The following is a 22028-nucleotide window of genomic DNA, read 5'->3' as shown; positions in this document are numbered from 1 at the left end:
ATGTGACGACGCGAACGGCGGCGGCCGCGGTGGACCGCGGGGCGGAGCGCGAACCGGCGCGCGGGGCAGGGGTGTTCTGGCGCTACTGGACGGGATCGCTGGTCAGCCGCCTCGGCGACCAGGTGACCACCGTCGCCCTGCCGCTGATCGCGGTGCTCACCCTGCACGCGACGGCCTGGCAGGTCGGCCTGATCACCGGTGCCGGCTACCTGGCCTGGCTGCTGGTGGGACTGCCGGCCGGCGTCCTGGTCCACCGGCTCCCGCTGCGCGGCACCCAGGTGGTGATGGACCTGGTGCGCGCGCTGGCCGTGGCCTCGGTGCCGGTGGCGGCCTTCCTGGGAGTGCTGGGCCTGCCGCAGCTGGTGGCGGTCGCGCTGCTGGTCGGTCTGGCGAGCGTCGTCTTCGACGTCGGCAACTCCACCTTCCTGCCCTCGATCGTGCCCAGGGAGCAGCTGACCACCCGCAACAGCCTGCTCTCCGGCAGCAGTGCCGCCACCGAGCTGGCCGGCCCCTCGCTCGGCGGGGTGCTGGTCCAACTCGTCGGCGGCGCCGCAGCGATGGTGCTGGACACGGTCAGCTACCTCGTCTCGGCCGCGCTGCTGCGCAGCCTGCCGCGCGCCGGACGGCCGACCGGGGGCCCGGCCCGTGCGGGGATGCGCGAACAGATCCGCGAGGGCTGGCACTTCGTCACCCGGCACCCGGTGATCGGCCCGTGCGCCGCCGACGCCACCGCGGTCAACTTCGTCGCCGGCGGGCTGATGACGCTCACCCCGGTGTTCCTGGTCACCACCCTCGACGCGCCGCCCGCCGCCGTCGGCGCCCTGATGGCCACCGGTGGCCTGGGCAGCCTGGTCGGCGCCGCCCTCACTCCCCGGGTGGTCTCCCGGATCGGCAGCGGCGCGGCCCTGCGCCGGTCGGCGCTGGTCGCCGCGCTCTTCACCTTCCTGCTCCCGGCGGCCGGCTCCGGCTGGGCGGTGGTGGTCTTCGCCGTCGGCAACGCGGGCTTCTCGGCGGGCGTCGTGGTCACCAGCATCGTCACCCGCACCCACCGGCAGACCCACACCCCGCCCGAGCTGCTCCCCCGGGTGATGGCCACCGTCCGGTTCGTCTCCTGGGGCGCCATTCCGGTCGGCGCGCTGCTGGCGGGCGCCGCCTCCACGGCCTGGGGGCCGCGGACGGCGCTGGTCCTGCTGGCGGTGTGCAGCCTGGCCAGTCCGGCGATCCTGGCGGGCAGCTCGATCCGCCGGGTGCGCGACCTGGCGTAGGGGCCGCCGTTCGGTCCCCGTCCGCCGCCGAACCGCCGCCGCGCGGTGCCGGGGCGGCGGACGGCCCGGACCGCCATGACGCGTGGGTGGATGCCGCCGTTGCTGCCCGCCCTCGGTGCCCGGCGCCCCGCCGCCTGACGGGCGGCGGTCGGGGCGTCGCCACCGTACCGGGCGGCGGTCGGGCCCCGGCCGTCGCCCGGTGCTCGGCCGGACAGGGTTCAGCGCACCTCCGCTACCAGCGGGCCGTACGTCGCCTTGATCTCCGCCCCCGCGGACTGCCACTGCGGGGTGTCGACCACCACGCCGGCGCCGTCGACGGCGAGGGTCGCCGACTCGATCACCACGCCCTTGGCCCGCCACTCGTCGGCGTCCGCGTTGATCCGCTTCACGAGCGCCATGAGCTGGCCGCGGGAGCCCGCCGCGTCCGCGAACGCCACCTTCAGCGTGGGCCAGTCGGCCGCCGCCAGGTGGGCCACGGCGGTGTCCAGGTCGCTGCCGGGGACCCGCATCACGTAGAGCGTGTCGGTGTTCCGGTCGCGGCAGGTGCCGAAGTAGCGGTCGGGGTAGTCGGACATCGCCAGCTCCTCGATGGCCTGGCCCGCCCGTGCCGCACGGAGTTCCACCGGATCGCCCGATGCCGGCGGAGGGTCGAGGTGGACGGCCCAGGCGGTGGGCGAGCCGGGCGACGAGGGGGCCCCGGGGGAGGGAGCGCCGATCGACGGCGAGCCCGACGACGAGGGGTCCGGCGCCGGCCCCGTGGGCGAGGTGGCCCCGGACGTCGGTGCCTGCGGTGACGGGAGGCCCGGCGTGGGATCCCACGGCAGCCCGGTCGGGTGCTGGTGCCAGCCCGGTGTCCGCATCGAGGTGGGCCCGTTCGCGCAGTCCAGCATCACGGCCAGGTACCGCGTGGCCGTCGCGCCCGCCGTCGCGCTCGCGCTCGGGCCGGCCGCGGTCACGCGCAGCCCGGTGGCCCCGGTCCGGCCGGGCCCGAGACCGCCCGCGAGCTGCGTCAGCGCCGTCACGCCGACGGCGACCACGGCCGCCGCCGTCACCACCCGTACGGTGGTCCGCCGGCGGGCCCGCCGCTGCCCGGCCTCGCGCAGCCCGGCGGTCGGGGGGTAGCCGGTGACCCTCGCCGCGCGCCTTTCGAGTCGGGTGACCAGCTCCTCCTCGAACCTGTCCTCAGCGTCCACGGCCCACCAACTCCCTCACCGGTTCCAGTTCCTGTCGAAGCGCCTTGATCCCGCGCGCCAGGTGGGTCTTCGCCGTGGGCACCGTGCACCCCAGCTCCTCCGCCACCTGCGCGACCGGCAGGTCCAGGTAGTAGCGCAGCACCACGGCCGCCCGCTGCCGAGGCGGCAGCCCGGCCAGCGCCCTCGCCAACTCGTCGTCCCGTTCGGCGTCCTGGACCGCCGGGCCGTCCGGCGGCGTGGAGGTGAGCACCTCGCGCCTGGTCCGGCGCCACCGCGATATGTGGGTGCGGACCATCGTCCGGCGGACGTACCCCTCGGTCGCGGCCGTGTCCCGGATCGCCGACCGTCTCGGGTACACCTGCGCCAAGGCGTCGTGCAGCAGGTCCCGGGCGTCGTGGACGTTCCCGGTGATCAGGTACGCCCCGCGCAGCAGCGGCTGGTACCGGGCCGCGACGAACGCGTCGAACGGGTCGGATCCGGAGCCCTCCGGGCGGAGCGATTCGCGCTTCATACCCGCAAGGACGCTCCGGCCACCGGAAACGGATGACCTCGGGCCCGCTCCGGTGGACGGGCGCACGCGGCGGCCCGGGCGGGAGCCGTGCGTACGGGGGCCCGGACCGTGGTGCCGGGCCGGGCGCCGGCTGCCAGGCGGTCGACGAGGACGGCTCACCGCTCCACCGGCTCACGGGCTCAGCGGCTCACCGGCTCACGGGCTCACCGGCTCACGGGCTCACCGGCTCGCGGCCTCACCGGTTCACGCCGTGCCGACGTCCGCGGTGAAGCAGATCCGGCCGTGCTGCTCGGCGGTGACCCGGACCAGTGCGGGCGACTCGACCGCGGCCGTGACGCGGCAGGGGGCGTCGAGGTCCACGTAGCGGTGGAAGACGGCGGACACGGCCGCCGGCGGGGTGGGCAGCGGATGCCGCACGGCCCCGGCGGCCTGCCGGGCGGCCTCCAGCAGCAGCATGCCCGGAACGTGGTCGACCGGGTGGTCGAAGAACGTCGGGTGGGCGGTGTCCACCCGCAGCCACCACCCGCCGGCGCCGTCCCCCGGAAATTCGGACATTTCGTTTGCTATTCGGTCCGGGATATCCCCGGGCGGGATTTCGGAAAGCACCACGTCGGCCTCGGCCGGGCGTCCGGTGCGGACGGCTGGAATTCCTTCCGGGGCCGGCGGTGCGGCTGCCATCGCGGCCGCCCGGTCGGAATTCGGGCCGCGCAGCCGGAGGTAGACCGCGGGCGCCTGGACGGTGAACCGGGAGCGGGCCGAGGCGAGCGGAATTCCGTCGCGCAGGAGGTCCACGTCCATCGTCATGCCGGCCAGACCGGTTCTCCTGCGGGCGAGGTCGGAGCAGGTCACGCGCAGTTCCACGGCGACCGGTCCGTGGTCGGGGCGCAGCACCGCCGGGTCCAGGTCGTACCGAAAGTGCTCCCAGACCAGATGGTGGTCGAACGGTGTGTCGTAGCCCACATGGCAGATCAAAGGAAAGAGTTGACGGACCGTCTCGGTCAGTAGTACGGGTTCGAAGCCGCCGTCGGCCGATCGGTAGAATGGCCGATCGGCAGGCCAGTGTGCGGTGACCGAGAACGAGTCGGGTCCGGTCCGGTGCCACGTCGTGAGGAGGACCTCGCTCGCGTCCGACTTGTGGACGAGGTCTTGGGTGACGGCGTGGTGGGGGGCCAGTTCCGGGAGGGTCTCAATATCGGACATGGTGGTGCAATTTCCTTCGCTCGGTGCTCTTTCGGCCGCGTATCCGTAACGGCGGGCGGCGCCGAATATAGCGAACGAGGGCTGGCGCCGATGCCGGGGTGTGTATTCGAAGTGGTGCTGGGGAGGCGTCAATGGCAGGTAGACAGCAGCGTGCGGTTCGTACCCGGGAGCTCATTCTGGAGGCGGCCGCGGAGGTGTTCGACGAATCCGGCTACGCCGGCGGCTCGATCATGCGGATCACGGAACGCGCCGCGACCACTCAGGGCGCGATCTACTTCCACTTCAAGTCCAAGGAGGGGCTGGCCCGGGCGGTGATCAAGTACCAGGCGGCCCATCTGAAGGGGATACCGCAGAAGCCCCTCGGGCTCCAGCAGTTGATCGACCTCACCTTCTACCTCGCCCGGGAGCTCCAGCGGGACGTGGTGTTCCGGGCCGGTGTGCGGCTGGCGGTGGAGCAGGGCGAGTCCGGGCTGTCGGAGTACTCGATCTACCAGGAATGGATCGAGTGCTTCCGCGCCGAGCTGGACGCTGCCCGGGCGGCCGGCGAGCTGCTGCCCGAGGCGGAGGAGGGCGTCTTCGCCGCCGTCCTGGTCGCCGGGTTCACCGGTTCGCAGGTGATGTCGCAGATCGCCAGCGGCCGGGTGGACCTTCCGGAGCGGATCGCCAACCTCTGGCGCTGCCTGCTGCCCGGCATCGCCACGCCCAAGGTGCGCGAGGGATTGGTGCTGGACGCCGAGCGGTCCCGGGAGCGGTCGTGCTGAGCCGGGTCGCCCTCACCGGGGCGACCGGCTTCATCGGCTCCGCCGTGCTGCGGACCCTCGCCGACGGCGGTGCGCGGGTGCGCGCGCTGGCCCGCCGGGTGCCGGAGGCCGACGGGCGGGTGGAGTGGGTGGCGGGCGACCTCGCGGACCGTGCGGCGCTGGACGGGCTGTGCGACGGCGCCGAGGTGCTGGTCCACCTCGCCTCCCGGGTGGGCGGCGGCGCCGAGGAGTGCGAGGCGGTCAACGTCCGCGGGGCCGAGGCGCTGATGGCCGCGGCCGCCCGGGCCGGTGTCGGCCGGGTCGTCCACCTGTCCACCGCCGCCGTCTACGGGGAGGGGCCGCACTCGGGCATCGAGGTGGCCGGGGTGCCGGCCGTGCCGGTGTCGGAGGCCAGCCGGACCAGGCTCCTGGGGGAACGCTTCGCCCTGGACCTCGGCGGCGTCGTGCTGCGGCCCGGTCTGGTGACCGGGGTGGGCGACCGGTGGGTGGTGCCCGCGCTGGACGAACTGGTCCGCCGGGTTCCGGCGGTCTGGGACGGCGGGTCGGCCCGGCTGTCCCTGGTGGACCGGGACGACCTGGCCCGCCTGATCGGCGCCTTGGCGACGGGCGAGCACGCGGCTCCGTCCGGCGTCCATCACGCCGGCCATCCCGAACCGGTGCGCGTCGGGGACCTGCTGGCGGCGCTGGACGGCTGCGGGGTCCTCGCCGCGCCGCGGGGGCCGGACCTGCCGTGGGCGGAGTGCCTGCGCATGCTCGCGGCGAACCCCGGCCGGATGTCGGAGCGCCAGTTCGCCCTGGTCGCCCGGGACCACTGGTACCGCAGCGAGGAGATCTGGCGGATCGCCAACTGCCCAGCGGGGCCCGGACCGTTGGCTCGAATCGTGGACGCGGCCCCGTGGTACCGGGAGGCTCTGGGCCGCCCTTGAGCAGGGCGTTCCTCTGAAGATCCTGTGAGCGCCATCACATAAAAACAATGAGAACGTTCTGTATTCTCTGCTGCCGGGCGAGTGGGGCGACCGGACAACGGGTGTCATGAACTCCTCCGGCTCGGCCGCTCGAATGTTGACAGGGGGAGTGATGGGCGCGTCTGAGGTTCAGGTACTGGCTGGGCCTGGCGATCGAGTTCCGGGGAACGGGCCGCGCGAATCGGCCGCCGGCCTGGGCGCCGCGGCCGTGGACGGCTGGAAGGTGCCGGCGCAGGGCGGTCGGGGCGCCTCACCGCGCGCCCTGCCCCAGGCCGGGCCCGTGCCGATCCCCGGCCACTCGGTCGCACTGCTCGACGGGCTCGGCGCGCTGGCCGGACGGGCGGTGCGCGAGGTCCTGCTGGTGCTGCCGAGCGCACCGGTCGACCCCCGGCTCCGCACCCGCCTCGAACTCCTGGGCGCGCAACTGGTCAACCGGGGGGTGCGGGTGCGCGCGCTCGGGCCCGAGAACCTGGGCGACCCCGCCTACGGCGGCAGCGCCCTCCGGATGGCGGCCCTCGGCGTGGAACTCCTGACCGTGCCGCGGCCGCCGCTGTGGATGGCCGTCGCCGACCGGGACGCGGCGATCGTCCCGACCGACCCGCTCGCCGAACAGGCCGGCTGGGTGCTCCTGCGCGGCGTGGCCCCGGTGGCCGCCTGCCGCCTGCTCTTCGAACAACTCTGGGAGCAAGGAGGGGAGTTGGGCCAGAGCAGTCAGGCGCAGGACGAGTCCGGTCCGGACCGGCGGGAGCGCGAGGTCCTGCGGCTGCTGGACGAGGGACTGACCGACGCCGCCATCGCCGCGCGCACCGGGCTCTCCGTGCGCACCAATCGGCGGACCATCGCCGACCTCATGACCAGGCTCGGCGCCCGCAGCCGCTTCCAGGCCGGCGCCGAAGCCGCCCGGCGGACCTGGGTCTGACGGATCGCCGGATCCGTACGCCGGTCCGCGGCGGCCGGGGCGGGCCCGGACGGCTCGCCCCGGCCGTGATCCTCAGAGACCGGTCCGGGCGAGGTCCTGCTCGGCGTAGCGCGCCCCCGAGGGCGGCAGCAGCGCGTCGAGCCGCGCCAGTTGGGCCGCGGTCAGGCTGACGGCGTCCGCCGCCGCGTTCTCCTCGACCCGGGCGCTGCGCCTGGTGCCGGGGATCGGCACGATGTCCTCCCCCTGGGCCAGCAGCCAGGCGAGCGCGACCTGGGCCGCCGTCGCCCCGGCCTCCGCGGCGACCTGCTCCACCTCGTCCACGATGCGCAGATTGGCCTCGAAGTTCCCCTCGGCGAACCTGGGGGTCGTCAACCGGAAGTCGTCGGCGGAGAGTTGGCCCGTCGAGCGGATCGCCCCGGTGAGGAAGCCGCGGCCGAGCGGCGAGTACGCCACCAGCCCGATGCCGAGCTCGCGCAGCAGCGGCAGCAGCGCCGCCTCCGGATCCCTGGTCCACAGGGAGTACTCGGTCTGCACCGCCGTCACCGGGTGCACCGCGTGAGCGCGCCGGACGGTCTGCGGCCCGGCCTCGGACAGGCCGATGTACCGCACCTTGCCCTCGCGGACCAGCTCGGCCAGCGCGCCGACCGTCTCCTCGATCGGCGTGCCCGGGTCGACCCGGTGCTGGTAGTACAGGTCGATCCGGTCGGTGCCCAGGCGCCTCAGCGAACCCTCCACCGCCGCACGGACGTTGGCCGGCGAGCTGTCGAGCACGTTCGGGCCGGCGCCGCCGTGCGCGACCAGCCCGAACTTGGTGGCCAGCACCACGTCGTCGCGCCGCCCCGCGATGGCCCGGCCGACCAGTTCCTCGTTCGCGAACGGGCCGTAGATCTCCGCGGTGTCCAGCATGGTCACCCCGAGATCGAGCGCGCGGTGGATCGTTCGCACCGATTCCGTGTCGTCGTCACCGGCACCGGTGTAGTAGTCCGACATCGACATCGCGCCGAGCCCGATACGGGACACCTCGAGCTCGCCGAGAAATGCGTGTTGCATGGTGGGGAAGACCAGCCTTTCGCGAACGAATGACAGCCGGGCGGGGGCTTCGACGGCACCCGCCGGTTCCTGACGGCAGCAGACAACCACAGCCGACGGCCCGGTGACAAAACCCTTCTGACGGACCGTCGTACCCGCCTCCGTCCCTGGTCGCGGCCGCCCCGGAGCGGGAGTCCGGCAGCCCCCGAGCGGCGCGTGGCAGCTATCGGCCACGTTCTTGTTCGGTCCCCATCGATCGTGTTGACTCGTAGTCGTCCGATTCCGCAGCGCCGGTCCGGCGGTCGGGTTCGCGGGCAGTGTCGCCCTCGTCGAACCGTGCCGACCACGCAGCGCCGCCGAATTCCACCGGACTCATCCCCTCCAGCCGAACGGTCCTTTCCCGCCATTCCTGTGCCCGTGCCCACGGGCGGAAGGATGCCGTGATGTCCCGCATGACGCTCGGGCCAGTTCCCGTCGAATCCGATTACGAACTCGAACAGCTCACCCAGCGCATGGGAATCGAAATCCACACCTGTGAACCCGGTTTGGTGACCGGCACGATGCCCGTCACCGGAAACCGTCAGCCCGCCGGAATCCTGCACGGCGGCGCCAACGCGGTGTTCGCCGAGACCCTCGGCTCGCTGGCCGCGCTGGTGCACGCCGGACCGGACGGCACCGCCGTCGGCCTCGATCTCTCCTGCACGCACCACCGCTGGGTCTCCTCCGGCACCCTGACCGGCGAGTGCCGGCCGCTGCACGAACGGGAGTCGGTGGCCTCGTACCAGATCACCATCACCGACGACTCCGGGCAGCGGACCTGCACCGCGCTGCTCACCTGCGTCATCCGGCGCGGCGCCACCCGGCGCCGGGCCGGCCAGCCCCAGGAAGCCCCCCGACGGACGGAAGACTGATGACCACTCAGGTCGCGCACACCCTCTTGGCCTCGGTCGACGACCGCCTCGGCCCCGGCGACCGCCGCTTCTTCGGCCGGGGATTCCGGCGGGTCCACTACGACCTGAGCCGGATCCGGGTCGCCCGCACCGCGGACGGCGTGGCCGGCGCCAGTGCCACGGTCCGGGTCCGCTACCCGGCCGACTGGTCACGCAAGGCCGTCGGTGACCTCCGGCCCCACTTCAGCACCGTCGACGGACTGGTGCTCGCCGCCCAGCTCGCCGAACTCTGCCTGTCCGACCGGCGCGGCGACGACCTGAGCCAGGCCTGGCTGCGCCAGGTCCGGATCACCGCCGGCAACCGCCCGCAGGAGGACCTCGACCGACTGGAGGCGGTCGCCACCCGCCGCCGGCTGAGGGCGCTCGACGGCGCCCCCGGCTGGTCGGTCTCGGTGATCGACTGCGCCATCGGCACCATGCGGGTCCGCTGCGAACTGGTCCACCCGAGCGGCAACCCGAGCCCGGGCCAGTGGCAGTACGCGAACCCGGCCGAGGCGCTCGGGCCGGCGGCCGACCGGTACTACGACCACGGCTTCACCACCCGCCGCCAGCTGATCCGCGACGTCGCGGTGGACCAGGGCGCGCTCCTGGCCACCGCCCGGCTCGACATCGAGCACGAGGAACCGGCCGGCCCGGCCCCGCGCGGCCTGGAGTCCGGCCACGGCCCGTCGGTCACCATGGTCGACGCCTTCGTGACCGCGCTCCAGCTCGCCCAGGTGATGCTCTACGAGATGGACGGCGTCCGCCGCCAGGACAGCGACACCCTCTGGATGCGCCAGACCGTGATGACCGCGGCCGGCCCGCGCCGCCCGTACGCGGGCGGAGTGCCCGTCACGACCGCGCTGACGGAACCCGACCTGCTCCGGCTCAACGGCGACACCTGGCGCACCATGACCATCACCGCCGACGTGGCCGGCATCGACCTGTCCTGCGCCGTCACCCACCGGCTCCCCGCGGGCCACCCGCTGACGGCCCCCGAGGCGGTGGCACGGTGACCCGCGCGGCCGTCCTCACCGGCGTCGGCGCCGCCGTGCCCCCGCGCGTGGTGACCAACGCCGAACTGGCCCGGCGGCTGGACACCTCGGACGAGTGGATCCGCACCCGGACCGGCATCGCCCAGCGCCATGTCGTCGACCCCGGCACCACCACCGGCGACCTCGCCGTCGAAGCCGGTCAGCGGGCCCTCAAGAGCGCCGGGACGGCCGACGTCGACCTGGTGGTGCTCGCCACCACGACCCCCGACCGGCTGTGCCCGGCCACCGCGCCCTCGGTCGCCAGCCGGATCGGACTGACCGGGGTACCGGCCTTCGACGTCGCGGCCGTCTGCTCCGGCTTCCTCTACGCCCTCCAGGCCGGGGTGTCCGCCGTACGCGCCGGCCAGGCGGAGAGCGTGCTGGTCATCGGCGCCGAGACGTTCAGCACCATCCTCGACCCCGAGGACCGCTCCACCAGGGCCATCTTCGGCGACGGCGCCGGAGCCGTGGTGCTGCGCGCCGGGCGGCCGGAGGAGCCCGGCGCCGTGCGGCAGATCCGTCTCGGCAGCGACGGCACCATGGCCGACCTGATCACCGTCCGCGGCGGCGGCTCCGAGGAGCGCACCAGCGGCCGGCCGCCCCGCGCGGAGGACGCCTACTTCCGGATGGACGGCAAGTCGGTGTTCTTCACCGCCGTGCGCCGGATGACCGAGTCCTCCCTGGACGTCCTCGAACGGACCGGGTGGCAGGTCGCCGACGTCGACCGGATCGTCGCCCACCAGGCCAACGTCCGGATCGTGCACGCCGTCGCCGAGCAACTCGGCGTGCCCGCCGACCGGGCCGTCCTCAACATCGACCGGGTCGGCAACACCTCCGCCGCCTCCATCCCGCTGGCCCTCGCGGACGGCGCCGTCGACGGCCGGCTCAGGCCCGGCCACCGGGTGCTGCTGACCGCCTTCGGCGGCGGCGCCACCTGGGGGTCGGCGACCCTCACCTGGCCCGCCGTCACCCCGGGCTGAGCCCGCTGTCACCCGGGCTGAGCCCGCCCTCGCCCCGGGCACCCGCCCGGCCACGACCCCACGCACGACCGGCCACCACCCCTACGCACGAGGAGACCGAGAAATGACCGGGACCGTCACCGAGATGATCATCGAGATCCTGACCACCAAGTACCAGGTGCCCGCCGACGAGGTCTCCCCGGAGGTCGCCTTCGACGAGCTCTCCGTGGACTCGCTCACCCTGCTGGAGATGTCGCTGATCCTGGAGAAGCGCCTCGGCATCTCCATCAGCGACGGCGTCCTCGACGCCGGCCAGACCGTCGGCGAGGCCGCCGAGACCATCAGCTCGCTCGGCGCGGCGGCCTGAGGCCGACCGCCGTGCGCCTCGTCCTGCTCCGCCACGCCCAGACCGACCTCAACGCCCGCGACCGCTTCCAGGCCCAGGCCGACACCCCGCTCAACGCCGAAGGCCGGCGCCAGGCCCGGGAGACGGCCGAACGCCTGACCCCCGGTCGGTGGGCCGCCGTCCACGCCTCCCCGCTGGCGCGGGCCGTGGACACCGCCCGGCCCGCCGCCGACCGCCTCGGCCTGCCGCTGGCCACCCTCGACGGGCTGCGCGAACGGCACCTGGGCACGATCGACGGCCTGGACCGCACCCGCTACGCCGCCGAGCACCCGGAGGACATGCGCCGGCTGCTCACCGACCCCGGCTACGGCCCGCCCGGCGGCGAGACCGGAGTCCAGGCCCGCGGGCGCTTCGTCGCCGCGCTGCGCCGGCTCGCGGCGGCCGACCACCGGGGACCCGTCCTGGTGGTCACCCACGGGGGCGTGCTGAACCTGCTGCGCGGAGCGCTTCCCGGCGGCCCCGGGGGAGCGATGGTCGGCAACTGCCGCGCGGTCGAGCTGGACGCCGCTCCCGCCCCGGACGGCGGGCTGCGGATCGAGCGGTGGCGGTGGGACCTCGCCCCGCACGAGTGCGAGGACGGGCCGGTCGCGCCGTCCTCGACGACCTCCGACGCCACGTCGACGACCGCACCCATGACCGCCCCCGTGACCGCCCTCACGACCCTCCGATGACCCTTCGATGACCCGAAACGAAAGGCCCCCGGCATGACCATCCAGATCATCGTCACCTTCGACGTCGTCCCCGAGCGGATGGAGGCGACCCTGGCCGCGTTCCAGGAACTGGCCGAGCACACCCGCCGCGAGGAGGGCGCGCTGCGCTTCGACGCGTTCCGCTCGCAGGCCGAGGAGCACACCGTCGTCCTGGTCGAGGACTGGGCCGACCAGCACGCCATCGACCTGCACATGAAGGAGGAGTACACCGCGGCGTTCCTCGCCGAGGTCGACGGCGCCTTCCGCTCCCCGGCCCGGGTGCACCGACTGGCCGAGATCGGCGGCTGACCCGTGGCCGAGGAGCACGGACAGCCGCGGGTGCTCGTGGTGGGCGCCGGGCCGGTCGGCATGGTGCTCGCCTGTGAGCTGCTGCGCCACGGCGTCCAGGTGGAGGTGATCTCCAACGCCCGCCGGGAGAGCCCGCATTCGCGCGCCACCATCCTCTGGCCGAGGATCCTGGAGCTGCTCGACCGGGTGGGTGTGGGGGAGAAGCTGGTGGCCGCCGGTCACTACTTCGACCAGATGAACTACTACTCCAACAAGAAGATGATCGGCCTGGTCCGCTTCGACCGGCTGCGCGGCGTCGGCTACCCGTTCGCCATCACCATCCCGCAGTGGCGTACCGAGGCCGTGCTGGAGGAGCACCTGGAGGCGCTCGGCGGCACGATCCGCTACGACCACGCCTTCGTCGAGGGCACCCAGTCCGACGCCGCCGTCCACTGCGTCCTGCGCGGACCCGGCGGCGCGGCGGCCACCCGCTCGTACGACTACGTGGTCGGGGCCGACGGCTACAACAGCACCGTCCGCCCCGCCTTCGGCTTCGAGTTCGCCGGCCGCACGATGCGCACCCGGCTGGCGATCACCGACGCGGAGCTGGTCGGCGAGACCACCAGCAGCGAGGCCGCCTACTACCTGACCCGCACCGGCAACATGGTGCTCGCCCCGCTGGGCCGCGGCGTCTTCCGGGTGGGCGCCAGCGTGCCGGACGGCTACCAGGGCGAGCCGGACCGGGCGTTCTTCGAACGTCTGCTGTCCGAACGCGTCCCCGGCGAGCGGCGGCTCGGCGAGATGAGGTTCAGCGGGGTGTTCACCGCCCACGTCAGGTCGGCGAGCACCTACCGGCGCGGCCGGGTGTTCCTGGTCGGCGACGCCGCCCACGCCATGAGCCCCTCCGGCGCGCAGGGCGTCAACACCGGCATCCAGGACGCGGTCAACCTCGGCTGGAAGCTCGCCGGCGTGCTGCGCGGCGACTACCGGCCCGGCCTGCTGGCCAGTTACGACCGTGAGCGCCGGCCGGCCGTCGAGACGGTCGCCGGGCTCTCCACCCGGCTGGCCCGGATCGGCCTGTACAGCAAGCCGCACCAGATCATCGGCCGGGACATCGCCTACCGCTTCGGCTCGGCCACCCAGCTCCTGGAGCGCGTGCTGGCGCCGAAGCTCGCCCAGGTCGACACCCACTACGGGCCGAGGCCCAGGCGCCGGGGCCTCGGCCCGGGCGAGCGGCTGCCGCTCGGCTGGCGCGCGAGCGCCGCCGCGCCCGTCCTCGCCGTCGACCGCTACACCGTGCTGCTCTGGCCCGGCCTGGAGTACCGGTACGAGCGGTGGGTGCAGCTGGTCGAGCGGCTCGGCGAGGCCGTCGACCGCGCCGAGGTCACCGACCTCGGCGGCCGGCCGCCGGGCCCGCTGTCGGCCAAGCTGGGCCCGGCGCCCTGCGCACTCGTGGTCCGCCCGGACGGTCACCTGGACACCGTCGTCGACCTCGACGACCGCGAGCCCGGGGCCGCCGTCCGCGCCGTCGACCGGGCGCTGGACCAGTGCCACCTGCCGAGCCCGGCCCGGGCCCTGGTCACCGCCTGACACGAGCCTCCGACGTCTCCACCCGACGCCGCCGCGTGACATCACCGCCTGACGCCGCGCCTGACGTCACCGCGTGCTCGTCGCCACCTGAACCACCGTCAACAGCAACTCACAGAGAAGAGAACCGAGATGACCGAGCGCGTGACCCTGACCGAGGTCGCCGACATGACGCCCGAGCAGCACGAGGTGTACGAGAAGTTCCAGTCCAACCTGACCCGGGCCCTGCTGCTCACCAAGGGCTCCGCCGGTCCGCACCTCGCCCTGGGCGGCTCGTTCACCGTCGGCCTGCTGAGCCTGCTGGACCGCGAGGTCATCGTGCTGCGCGTCGCGAAGCTGCGCGACAGCGAGTTCGAGCGCCTGCTGCACTACCCGCTGGCCGTCAAGGCCGGACTCACCGACGCCGAGATCGAGGCCATCGAGGAGGGCCGCTTCGACGAGATGCCGGCGTCCCGCGCCGCCCTGGTCCGCTACGTCGACGACTGCATCCTGCTCCACAAGGCCGGCCACGACGCGTTCTGGGGCCTGCGCGAGCACTACTCGCAGAACGAGATCGCCGAGGTGACCCACCTGGCCGGCCACAGCGCGATGACCGCGATGTTCCTGGCCAGCCTGGAGATCCCGCTCGACGAGGGCATCGCCTCCTGGGGACGGCTGACCGAGGTCAAGTGACCGGCCACCGGAACCGAGGGGAGACGACGTGAAGTACGCACGGCTGGGCTCGTCCGGCCTCAAGGTGTCCCGGCTGGCGCTCGGGTGCATGAGCTACGGCGAGCCCGGCCGGGGCACCCACCCCTGGTCGCTGCCGGAGGAGGAGAGCCTGCCGTTCATCGCCCAGGCCCTCGACCTCGGCGTCAACTTCTTCGACACGGCCAACATCTACTCGCTGGGCACCAGCGAGGAGTACCTGGGGCGTGCCCTGAAGAAGCTGACCCGGCGCGAGGACGTCGTCATCGCCACCAAGGTGTACGAGGCGATGGGACCGGGGCCGCTGTCCGGGGGTCTGTCCCGGGGCGCCATCATGCGCGAACTGGACGCGAGCCTGCGCCGGCTCGGCACCGACTACATCGACCTGTACATCGTGCACCGCTGGGACTACGAGACGCCCGTCGAGGAGACCATGGCGGCCCTGCACGACGCCGTCACCGCCGGCAAGGTCCGCTACCTCGGCGCGTCGTCCATGCACACCTGGCAGTTCGTCAAGGCGCAGTACACCGCCGACCTGCACGGGTGGACGCGGTTCGTCAGCATGCAGAACCACTACAACCTGATCAACCGCGAGGAGGAGCGGGAGATGATCCCCTACTGCCTCGCGGAGGGGGTCGGCGTCACCCCGTGGTCCCCGCTGGCCCGCGGCCGGCTGACCAGGGACTGGGACGCGCGGTCCGCACGCACCGACGGCGACCCGATCCAGGAGAGGTTCTACGGGCCGACCGAGGCGGCCGACCGGCGGGTCGCCCGGGCCGTCGCGGAGATCGCCGCCGAACGCGGCGTCCCGCGGGCCAGGATCGCCCTGGCCTGGCTGCTCCGGCAGCCCGCCGTCACCGCTCCGGTCGTCGGCGCCACCGCGCCGCACCACCTGCCGGACGCGGTGGCCGCGCTCGACCTGGAACTCGACGAGTCCGAACTCGCCCGCCTGGAAGCCCCCTACGTCCCGCACGCGGTCGTCGAGTACGTCTGACGGCCCTGCCCGACGGGCCGCCCCCCGCCGACCGACAATCCCTTCCCCGACCCCGGGGCTCGACCTTCCCCCCACAGGGCCGAGCCCCGGGGCTCGGCCCTGCCCGCAGCCACCCGGCACGACACCGAATCGGAGAACCACCATGGGCATCACGGACTTCGCCATCACCACCGGCAGCGGCAAGGTCACCGCCGAGCAGCTCGCCCACGAATCCGGCTGCGACCCGGACAAGGTCAACGACATCCTGCCCGCGGGCCGGCTCTCGGCACTCGGGCCGGGGGAGAGCTCGTGGAGCCTCGGCCGGGACGCCGGCGCCAAGGTCCTCGCCCGCAACGGCGTGTCCCCCGACGACATCGGCCTGGTCATCTACGCGGGATCCAGCGAGTGGGGGACGCCGTTCTGGTCGCCGGCCGCGAAGATCGCCCAGGAGCTCGGCATCCGCCACGCGCACTGCTACGAGGTGTCCAACTTCTGCAACGCCGCCCCCACCGCGATCCGGATCGCCGACGACCAGGTCAAGGCCGGCGCCTTCCGCCACGCGCTGGTCGTGGTCGCCGACCGGCTCAGCGAGCTGGTCGACCGCCCGGGCGGCCTGGTCGAGCTCTTCAACTTCGCCGACGGCGCCGCGGCCGTCCTGGTCTCCGCCGAGAACCCGCGCTACGAGGTGCTGGGCTCGGCCAACCGCACCGACCCGGACTTCGTCGACCTCTACTACGGCGAGATCCGGGAGAACCAGGTCAAGGTGTTCCGCCGGGAGGGCGGCGAGGGCCTGGGCGAGGCGTTCATCACCAACTTCACCGCCCTCACCGGCCAGGTGCTCACCGCCGTCGGCCGGAACCTGGAGGACGTGGCCTACCTCCTGGTCACCCACGGCAACCGGAACACCCAGCACAAGCTCCTGGACACCCTCGGACTGCCGTACGAGCGCAGCGTGTTCAACTACGAGGTCGAGGGCCACCTCGGCGGTGTCGACCCGCTGCTCGCGCTGGAGGACCTGGAGCGGGCGGGCCGCCTGGCCTCCGGTGACCTCGTCCTGCTCGCCACCGCCGGCTCCGGGTTCACCTGGGGCGTCACCGCCCTCCAGGTGGTCTGAGCCCCGCGAGCCCCACCGAGAGTCCCACCGCGACCCTGATGGCGAAAGCCGCCCGGCAGCGAGGAGTCCGCTGCCGGGCGGCTTCGTCGTGCGCCGTCAGAACCGGTGGGCCGGGTCCAGGTCCACCGCGATCAGCCGCAGCGCGGCGTCGTGCGGGCTGTTGGGCTCGGCGTGGTAGAACTTCAGGATGTTCCCGTCGCCCAGGTCGGCGGACTGGTACATCAACTCGAACTCCCCGACGCTCGGGTGGTCGAAGGTCTTCGTCCCGACCGTGCAGTTCGCCACCCGGTGGCTGACCCAGAGCTTCGCGAACTCCTCGCTCCCGATGCTCAGTTCGCCGATCAGCTCGGCCAGCTGCGGGTCGTGCCGGTGGTTCCCGGCGATGAACCGGAGGTACGAGACGTTCGACCGGGCCTCCAGCGGCCAGTCCACGTACAGGCCGCGGACGTTCTCGTCCAGGAAGTTCAGCCGGATGACGTTCGGCCGCACCGCCGCGTTCTGCGGTGCGTCGTACTCCAGGTGCGGCGCGAACAGCCGGTGGTAGAGCGAGTTCCAGCCGAGGATGTCGCAGCGGTAGTTGAGCACCGCCACCGCCGCGTTCCCCAGGGAGTCCACCAGCATCCGGGTGTACGGGCTGATCTGGTCGACCCGTCGGGCCGGCGTCTCCCGCTCGGTCACCGGAGTGCCCACCTTCAGCAGGTACTCCTCCTCGTCCGGGCTGAGGTCGAGGGCGCGCGCGATCGCGACCAGGACGGCCGGCGAGGCGTGCGCGGTCTGCGACTGCTCCAACCGCGTGTAGTACGTGGGGCTCACCCCGGCGAGCGCCGCCACCTCCTCGCGCCGCAGGCCGGGCACCCGGCGCGCACCGCGCACCGCCAGCCCGATCTCCTCCGGCCGGACCCGCTCGCGCATCCGCTTGAGGTAGCTACCCAGGTCGGTGTTCACTGGTCTTTCCACGCTCCTAGTGTCACACGGGGGCCGAACGGGAGTCAGGTGGCCGTCGAGCCAGACCAGATGGCCACCGTGCGACAGCAGATGGTCATCGGGCCACATCAGACGGCGGTCGAGGAGGAGCGGCGGCCGAGTGCCGCCCACAGCAGCAGGCCGGCCACGATGAGGAGCCCGGCGTCGACGGACAGCGCGAGGTGGATGCCCGACAGCTCGTCGGCCGCCCCGCCGCCGTCACCGAGGCTCGCGGCGAACGCCGCGCTCAGCAGCGGGATGCCGATGGCGATGCCGACCTGCTGCGCCTGGGTGGCCATGCCGGTGGCCATGCCCTGCATCGAGGAGTCGACGGCCGAGGTGGCGATCACCATGAAGGAGAGCATCGCCAGCATCGAGAAGACGCCGTTGACGAACTGCGCGACGACCACGGGGACCAGCCAGACCGACTCGTCCGTCATCCACACCATGGGCAGCATGAACAGGCCCTGGCCCGCGAGCGCGGTGCCCAGCAGGACGCGCGGCGAGACCTTGGCGACGATCTTCGGTCCGATGGTACCGCCGATGATCTGGCCGGCGCCGACACCGAGCAGGACCAGGCCGGCGGCCAGCGAGGAGAAGTCCAGCACGTTCTGCACGTAGAGGCCGGTGAAGAAGATCATCGCGGTCTCGCCGCCGAAGATGAACAGCGCGCCGAGGTTGCTCAGGGCGATGTCCGGCAGGCGCAGGATGCGCACCGGCACCAGGGCGCCCTCGGTGCGGCCCTCCACGACCCAGAACACGGCGAGCAGGACGGCGCCGGCCACCAGGGTGCCGACGGCCAGGGCGTCCAGTCCGTCCTCGGCGGCCCGGGTGATGCCGTAGATGCCGGAGAACAGTCCGGCGGTGATCAGCAGCGCACCCGGCAGGTCGATCCGGTCGCGGCTCTCGGCGCGGCTCTCCTGGACCACGATCGGCACCACGATGACGGCGGCCACGGCGACCGGGATGTTGATGAAGAACGCCCAGCGCCAGGAGAGCAGGGCGGTGAGGACACCGCCGAGGATCGAGCCGACGGTGAAGCCCGAGCTCATCATCACGCCGTTGAGGCCGAGCGCCTTGGTGCGCATCGCGGGCTCGGTGAAGGCGGTGGTCAGCAGTGCCATCGCGGCCGGGGTGATCGCCGCGGTGGCCAGGCCCTGGAGGGTCCGGGCCGCCAGCAGCAGCGCCGGCGAGGAGGCGATGCCCCCGATCAGCGAGGCGACCGCCAGCACCACCATGCCGGCGACGAAGATCCGCCGACGGCCCAGGTAGTCGCCGACCCGGCCGAACACCAGGGTGCAGCCGGCCGCGCAGAGCGCGAACATCGTGGTGATCCACTGGAGGTTGCCGGCCGTGAACCCGAGGTCCACGCCGACCCGGGGCAGCGTCACGTTCAGGATCGAGAAGTCCGCCGCCATCATGAACTGGGAGGCGAGCAGGACCACCAGGACGGTGAGCTGGCGGCCGGTCATGCGGACGGAAGCGGTCGGGGCCGGAGCGACGGCCGTATCGGTTGTCATGGTCCCAGCCTGGTGCGACCGCCGTTGATCAGCCAGAACCCGGCTGTGCCTACCCCCGGCCTGCCTACCACTGGCAGTGACAGGCTCGGAGCACGGCTCTGGCGTTCCGGCGTCGCGTCACTAACATGAGACACCCTCACGTTTCTCGCCAGGAGGCTGCCATGCCGGACCGCTTCGACCTGCCGGCGGACTTCCGCTGGGGTGCCGCCACCGCCGCCTACCAGATCGAGGGGGCGGTCGAGGAGGACGGCCGCGGCCCCTCCGTCTGGGACACCTTCACCGCCCGGCCCGGCACCGTGCGGGACGGGCACACGGGGGCGGTGGCCTGCGACCACTACCACCGGTACCCCGAGGACATCGAGCTGATGAAGGGCCTCGGGCTGGACGGCTACCGCTTCTCCATCGCCTGGCCCCGCGTCCTGCCCACCGGCGCGGGGCCGGTGAACCCCGCCGGACTCGCCTTCTACGACCGCCTGGTGGACGCGTTGCTGGAGGCGGGCATCACCCCGCTGCCCACCCTCTTCCACTGGGACCTCCCGCAGGCCCTCGAAGACCTCGGCGGCTGGCTCGACCGCGACACCGCGTACCGCTTCGCCGACTACGCCGCGATCGTCACCGACCGCCTCGGCGACCGCGTCCCCGCCTGGATCACCCTCAACGAGCCCTTCGTCCACACCGTCTTCGGCTACGCCCTGGGCACCCACGCCCCCGGCCGCGCCCTGATGTTCGAGGCCCTGCCCGCCGCCCACCACCAGCTCCTCGCCCACGGCCTGGCCGCCTCGGTCCTGCACGAGCGCGGCCTGGAGGCGATGCTCTCCAACAACCTCACCCTGGTCCAGCCCTCCTCTCCCGATCCCGCCGACCTCGCCGCCGCGGCGGCCTACGACACCCTCCACAACCGCCTGTTCACCGACCCCGTCCTCCTCGGCCGCTACCCCGACCTCTCCGCCCTCGGCGTTCCCGAGGACATCTACGGCGCCCTGCGCGACGGCGACCTCGACCTCATCCACACCCCCGGCCTGGACGGCCTCGGCCTCAACTTCTACAACCCCACCCGCGTCGCCGCCCCGACCGCCCCCGGCCTCCCCTTCGACCTCGTCGACATCCCCGACGCCCCCCACACCGCCTTCGGCTGGCCCGTCGTCCCCGAAGCCCTCACCCAACTCCTCCTCCACCTGCGGGAGTCGTACGGCAAGGCCCTCCCGCCCGTCACCATCACCGAGAACGGCTGCTCCGTCGCCGAGTCCACCGACTCCGACCAGCCCCGCATCGACTACCTCGCCGCCCACCTCGACGCCCTCGCCCGCGCCGCCGCCGAGGGCATCGACATCCGCGGCTACTACACCTGGTCCCTGCTCGACAACTTCGAATGGGCCGAGGGCTACCACCAGCGCTTCGGCCTCGTCCACGTCGACTTCGAGACCCAGCGCCGCACCCCGAGGGCCTCGTACGCCTGGTACCGCGACCTGATCGCCGCCCACCGGGCCCGGCGTCGGCGGTAGTCGGTCGTCAGGGCGAGGAAATGACCCGGGCGTCCCGGGGGCCGGGCTGGTGGGTTCGTGGGGTCAGAGCACTCATTCTCCCTGCCCCCACGGCTTACTGCGGCTCGGGTGTGTTCACCGGGCCGCGGCCCATGAGCGCGTTCATCGCATTGAGGGCTGCGCGCCTTCGCTGGGGCTTCCTCGACCATACGGCCGGGCAGACCACCCCGAGGAAGAACAGCAGACCAACTACCAAGCCCGGAGCGGCCGAGATGATGGCGATGGTCGTTTTGCCCTGGAAGCCCGCCGCCATCGGGCCCGCGGTCGTAACGGTCATGGCTGTCCTGGCCAGCCAGCGGGACGGACGCCCGGGCGCGCTGCCGCCCAGCGGGTTCGACGATTCAGTCGACGTGGGACCACCTGTACCCCGTGCACGCGTGCCCTCGACCATGCCTCTCCTCCTGCGGCGGTGGCACCCCGCCTCGCCGCCATGGAGCGACCGGTGCCTGACGACAACGATAGCGCATGACTTTGGAAAAGCTTGGACGGTTTTCTTGGGCCCCCTTGGTTGTCCTTGGAAAATGATGGGCGATGCACTAGCCTGGGGGCATGGCCGCATCAGTGGAGGAACTCGAACAGCGCCTCACAATTCTGCGCGCCCGACTGAGGGAGTCGCGACGTGCCGGCGATTCGACCGCCGGCGCGCGGATCCGCAAAGAACTACGTGAGGTTGAAGCGGAGTGGGAAGCCGCACTGGATGCGGAGGGCGCCGTCCAGGGGGCTGCTGCCGTGACACCGGTGCGGGTCGAGCAGCAGATCGAGCAACGGTCGCCCAGAGCGCCCGGCCGTGGGGCTGTCCCGGTGCGCGAGCAGGTCTACCAGTCGTTGACGATCCTCGGTGCGCCCGCCTCGCCGAAGCTCATCTCCTCGGTGTACGAGGCCTTCTTCTCCGAGTCGTTGGTGGCCACCAAGCTAGCCTCGCTGCGTCGCGACGAGGAGCGTTCCTTCGCTGTGCAGGGCTACTCCCGCCCCTACTACATCTGTGCCGCGATCAACCATGATCGCCTGACCGCGGCCCGTGGGCTGCTGGCGGTCTCGGTCTGGTCGTTGGAGCAGCGCCTGATCACTCCGCTCAGCCCGCGTGCCGACTTCCTTCGGCACGCGATCGGGACGGCCGAGCAGATCCAGCGCCTCGGCAACGCGGGTAACCCGCCGTCCGAGGCGGCATGGCGGCTACTGCGCCGCTTCGCGCTCACGATTCCGGGTGCTCACAGCGAGTCCTCGCGGCCGGACCCGGAACGGGTGCTCTCCGCCGCCCGCGCCGAGGCCGAGGTCCACCAGGACGAGGCGAACCGGGAGCGGATCGATGCCGCGCGCCGCGCACGCGAACAACTCAGCGATGTGCAGCAGCTTTTCGGCGCGAGGGAACTCCACAACGCCCTCCGTAGCGGGGGAGGGGTCCTGTAGACGCGGGGTCCCGCATTCGCATCGGAACCTCAGGAGATCGGCGCCACACCGGAACGAAGAGAGACCATGCCTTCCCACTCGCTCGAGC

Annotated in this window: 23 protein-coding genes; 16 read left to right on the top strand and 7 right to left on the bottom strand. The window is 72.9% G+C overall.

The window, feature by feature from the left end; translation table 11 throughout:
- Positions 1-2 precede the first annotated feature (2 nt).
- Positions 3-1265, top strand: a complete 1263-nt coding sequence (locus ACZ55U_RS21765; RefSeq protein ID WP_465527946.1) for an MFS transporter — start codon at positions 3-5, stop codon at positions 1263-1265.
- 218 nt (positions 1266-1483) lie between these two features.
- On the opposite strand, the gene ACZ55U_RS21760 is transcribed toward ACZ55U_RS21765, so the two are convergent.
- The 3 genes from ACZ55U_RS21760 to ACZ55U_RS21750 all read right to left on the bottom strand — a co-directional run bounded on the left by ACZ55U_RS21760 (position 1484) and on the right by ACZ55U_RS21750 (position 4169).
- Entirely contained in the window at positions 1484-2458 is a 975-nt protein-coding gene (locus ACZ55U_RS21760) for a hypothetical protein (protein WP_465527944.1), read from the bottom strand.
- On the bottom strand, positions 2448-2969 hold the full coding sequence (locus ACZ55U_RS21755; protein ID WP_465527942.1) for a SigE family RNA polymerase sigma factor: 522 nt from the start codon (positions 2967-2969) through the stop codon (positions 2448-2450). The genes ACZ55U_RS21760 and ACZ55U_RS21755 overlap by 11 nt, the downstream gene beginning before the upstream one ends.
- A gap of 243 nt (positions 2970-3212) precedes the next feature.
- The gene (locus tag ACZ55U_RS21750; RefSeq protein ID WP_465527940.1) at positions 3213-4169 is read right to left on the bottom strand and encodes a ScbA/BarX family gamma-butyrolactone biosynthesis protein; all 957 of its coding nucleotides are present in this window, start codon (positions 4167-4169) and stop codon (positions 3213-3215) included.
- A gap of 131 nt (positions 4170-4300) precedes the next feature.
- Between ACZ55U_RS21750 and ACZ55U_RS21745 the strand changes: the two genes are divergently transcribed.
- The 3 genes from ACZ55U_RS21745 (at position 4301) to ACZ55U_RS21735 (ending at position 6814) form a co-directional block, all read left to right on the top strand.
- Positions 4301-4930, top strand: a complete 630-nt coding sequence (locus ACZ55U_RS21745; RefSeq protein ID WP_465527938.1) for a ScbR family autoregulator-binding transcription factor — start codon at positions 4301-4303, stop codon at positions 4928-4930.
- Positions 4924-5856, top strand: coding sequence for an NAD-dependent epimerase/dehydratase family protein (locus ACZ55U_RS21740; RefSeq protein ID WP_465527936.1), 933 nt, complete (start codon positions 4924-4926; stop codon positions 5854-5856). Before ACZ55U_RS21745 ends, ACZ55U_RS21740 begins: the two co-directional genes overlap by 7 nt.
- A 247-nt stretch (positions 5857-6103) precedes the next feature.
- Positions 6104-6814 (top strand): helix-turn-helix transcriptional regulator, encoded by a 711-nt coding sequence (locus ACZ55U_RS21735; protein WP_465527934.1) that lies wholly within the window; start codon positions 6104-6106, stop codon positions 6812-6814.
- A gap of 72 nt (positions 6815-6886) precedes the next feature.
- On the opposite strand, the gene ACZ55U_RS21730 is transcribed toward ACZ55U_RS21735, so the two are convergent.
- Positions 6887-7864 carry an aldo/keto reductase gene (locus tag ACZ55U_RS21730; RefSeq protein ID WP_465527932.1) on the bottom strand — a complete coding sequence of 326 codons (978 nt, stop codon included), beginning with the start codon at positions 7862-7864 and terminating at the stop codon, positions 6887-6889.
- Positions 7865-8286: 422 nt separating this feature from the next.
- Here ACZ55U_RS21730 and ACZ55U_RS21725 point away from each other — a divergent pair, with 422 nt between their 5' ends.
- From ACZ55U_RS21725 to ACZ55U_RS21680, 10 genes are all read left to right on the top strand, one after another.
- Positions 8287-8754: a PaaI family thioesterase gene (locus ACZ55U_RS21725; protein ID WP_465527930.1), complete on the top strand. Its 468-nt coding sequence runs from the start codon at positions 8287-8289 to the stop codon at positions 8752-8754.
- Positions 8754-9788, top strand: a complete 1035-nt coding sequence (locus tag ACZ55U_RS21720; RefSeq protein ID WP_465527928.1) for an AvrD family protein — start codon at positions 8754-8756, stop codon at positions 9786-9788. Before ACZ55U_RS21725 ends, ACZ55U_RS21720 begins: the two co-directional genes overlap by 1 nt.
- Positions 9785-10786, top strand: a complete 1002-nt coding sequence (locus ACZ55U_RS21715) for a beta-ketoacyl-ACP synthase III (protein WP_465527926.1) — start codon at positions 9785-9787, stop codon at positions 10784-10786. Before ACZ55U_RS21720 ends, ACZ55U_RS21715 begins: the two co-directional genes overlap by 4 nt.
- A 103-nt stretch (positions 10787-10889) precedes the next feature.
- On the top strand, positions 10890-11132 hold the full coding sequence (locus ACZ55U_RS21710) for an acyl carrier protein (RefSeq protein ID WP_465527924.1): 243 nt from the start codon (positions 10890-10892) through the stop codon (positions 11130-11132).
- An 11-nt stretch (positions 11133-11143) separates the two neighbouring features.
- Complete coding sequence (locus ACZ55U_RS21705; protein WP_465527922.1) at positions 11144-11842, top strand: histidine phosphatase family protein; 699 nt, start codon at positions 11144-11146, stop codon at positions 11840-11842.
- A 33-nt stretch (positions 11843-11875) separates the two neighbouring features.
- Positions 11876-12169: a putative quinol monooxygenase gene (locus ACZ55U_RS21700; RefSeq protein ID WP_465527920.1), complete on the top strand. Its 294-nt coding sequence runs from the start codon at positions 11876-11878 to the stop codon at positions 12167-12169.
- A gap of 3 nt (positions 12170-12172) precedes the next feature.
- The gene (locus tag ACZ55U_RS21695; RefSeq protein WP_465527918.1) at positions 12173-13738 is read left to right on the top strand and encodes an FAD-dependent monooxygenase; all 1566 of its coding nucleotides are present in this window, start codon (positions 12173-12175) and stop codon (positions 13736-13738) included.
- A 129-nt stretch (positions 13739-13867) separates the two neighbouring features.
- The gene (locus ACZ55U_RS21690) at positions 13868-14407 is read left to right on the top strand and encodes a carboxymuconolactone decarboxylase family protein (protein ID WP_465527916.1); all 540 of its coding nucleotides are present in this window, start codon (positions 13868-13870) and stop codon (positions 14405-14407) included.
- Positions 14408-14435: 28 nt separating this feature from the next.
- Positions 14436-15416 (top strand): aldo/keto reductase, encoded by a 981-nt coding sequence (locus tag ACZ55U_RS21685; RefSeq protein ID WP_465527914.1) that lies wholly within the window; start codon positions 14436-14438, stop codon positions 15414-15416.
- 142 nt (positions 15417-15558) lie between these two features.
- Positions 15559-16509 carry a 3-oxoacyl-ACP synthase III family protein gene (locus ACZ55U_RS21680; protein ID WP_465527912.1) on the top strand — a complete coding sequence of 317 codons (951 nt, stop codon included), beginning with the start codon at positions 15559-15561 and terminating at the stop codon, positions 16507-16509.
- Positions 16510-16605: 96 nt separating this feature from the next.
- Here ACZ55U_RS21680 and ACZ55U_RS21675 read toward each other — a convergent pair whose 3' ends face one another.
- Both ACZ55U_RS21675 and ACZ55U_RS21670 read right to left on the bottom strand, forming a co-directional pair.
- Positions 16606-17466 (bottom strand): helix-turn-helix domain-containing protein, encoded by an 861-nt coding sequence (locus ACZ55U_RS21675; RefSeq protein WP_465527910.1) that lies wholly within the window; start codon positions 17464-17466, stop codon positions 16606-16608.
- A 95-nt stretch (positions 17467-17561) separates the two neighbouring features.
- Entirely contained in the window at positions 17562-18992 is a 1431-nt protein-coding gene (locus ACZ55U_RS21670; RefSeq protein ID WP_465527908.1) for an MFS transporter, read from the bottom strand.
- Positions 18993-19153: 161 nt separating this feature from the next.
- Here ACZ55U_RS21670 and ACZ55U_RS21665 point away from each other — a divergent pair, with 161 nt between their 5' ends.
- Positions 19154-20494: a GH1 family beta-glucosidase gene (locus tag ACZ55U_RS21665; RefSeq protein ID WP_465527906.1), complete on the top strand. Its 1341-nt coding sequence runs from the start codon at positions 19154-19156 to the stop codon at positions 20492-20494.
- Between the two features lie 94 nt (positions 20495-20588).
- Here the strand turns inward: ACZ55U_RS21665 and ACZ55U_RS21660 are convergent, their stop codons facing one another.
- Positions 20589-20810, bottom strand: coding sequence for a hypothetical protein (locus tag ACZ55U_RS21660; protein WP_465527904.1), 222 nt, complete (start codon positions 20808-20810; stop codon positions 20589-20591).
- A gap of 272 nt (positions 20811-21082) precedes the next feature.
- Here ACZ55U_RS21660 and ACZ55U_RS21655 point away from each other — a divergent pair, with 272 nt between their 5' ends.
- On the top strand, positions 21083-21940 hold the full coding sequence (locus tag ACZ55U_RS21655) for a hypothetical protein (protein WP_465527902.1): 858 nt from the start codon (positions 21083-21085) through the stop codon (positions 21938-21940).
- Positions 21941-22028 lie beyond the last annotated feature (88 nt).

Source organism: Kitasatospora sp. NPDC034533, from assembly GCF_055575155.1.
The sequence above is the reverse complement of the archived record's forward strand: the minus strand, read 5'-3'. Positions and strand labels throughout refer to the sequence as shown.

Bases quoted from the DNA above. Each gene is read 5' to 3' on its own strand.
- ACZ55U_RS21755 (WP_465527942.1), bottom strand. From the start codon at position 2,969: ATGAAGCGCGAATCGCTCCGCCCGGAGGGCTCCGGATCCGACCCGTTC.
- ACZ55U_RS21750 (WP_465527940.1), bottom strand. From the start codon at position 4,169: ATGTCCGATATTGAGACCCTCCCGGAACTGGCCCCCCACCACGCCGTC.
- ACZ55U_RS21745 (WP_465527938.1), top strand. From the start codon at position 4,301: ATGGCAGGTAGACAGCAGCGTGCGGTTCGTACCCGGGAGCTCATTCTG.
- ACZ55U_RS21730 (WP_465527932.1), bottom strand. From the start codon at position 7,864: ATGCAACACGCATTTCTCGGCGAGCTCGAGGTGTCCCGTATCGGGCTC.
- ACZ55U_RS21725 (WP_465527930.1), top strand. From the start codon at position 8,287: ATGTCCCGCATGACGCTCGGGCCAGTTCCCGTCGAATCCGATTACGAA.
- ACZ55U_RS21720 (WP_465527928.1), top strand. From the start codon at position 8,754: ATGACCACTCAGGTCGCGCACACCCTCTTGGCCTCGGTCGACGACCGC.
- ACZ55U_RS21710 (WP_465527924.1), top strand. From the start codon at position 10,890: ATGACCGGGACCGTCACCGAGATGATCATCGAGATCCTGACCACCAAG.
- ACZ55U_RS21700 (WP_465527920.1), top strand. From the start codon at position 11,876: ATGACCATCCAGATCATCGTCACCTTCGACGTCGTCCCCGAGCGGATG.
- ACZ55U_RS21690 (WP_465527916.1), top strand. From the start codon at position 13,868: ATGACCGAGCGCGTGACCCTGACCGAGGTCGCCGACATGACGCCCGAG.
- ACZ55U_RS21680 (WP_465527912.1), top strand. From the start codon at position 15,559: ATGGGCATCACGGACTTCGCCATCACCACCGGCAGCGGCAAGGTCACC.
- ACZ55U_RS21670 (WP_465527908.1), bottom strand. From the start codon at position 18,992: ATGACAACCGATACGGCCGTCGCTCCGGCCCCGACCGCTTCCGTCCGC.
- ACZ55U_RS21665 (WP_465527906.1), top strand. From the start codon at position 19,154: ATGCCGGACCGCTTCGACCTGCCGGCGGACTTCCGCTGGGGTGCCGCC.
- ACZ55U_RS21660 (WP_465527904.1), bottom strand. From the start codon at position 20,810: ATGACCGTTACGACCGCGGGCCCGATGGCGGCGGGCTTCCAGGGCAAA.
- ACZ55U_RS21655 (WP_465527902.1), top strand. From the start codon at position 21,083: ATGGCCGCATCAGTGGAGGAACTCGAACAGCGCCTCACAATTCTGCGC.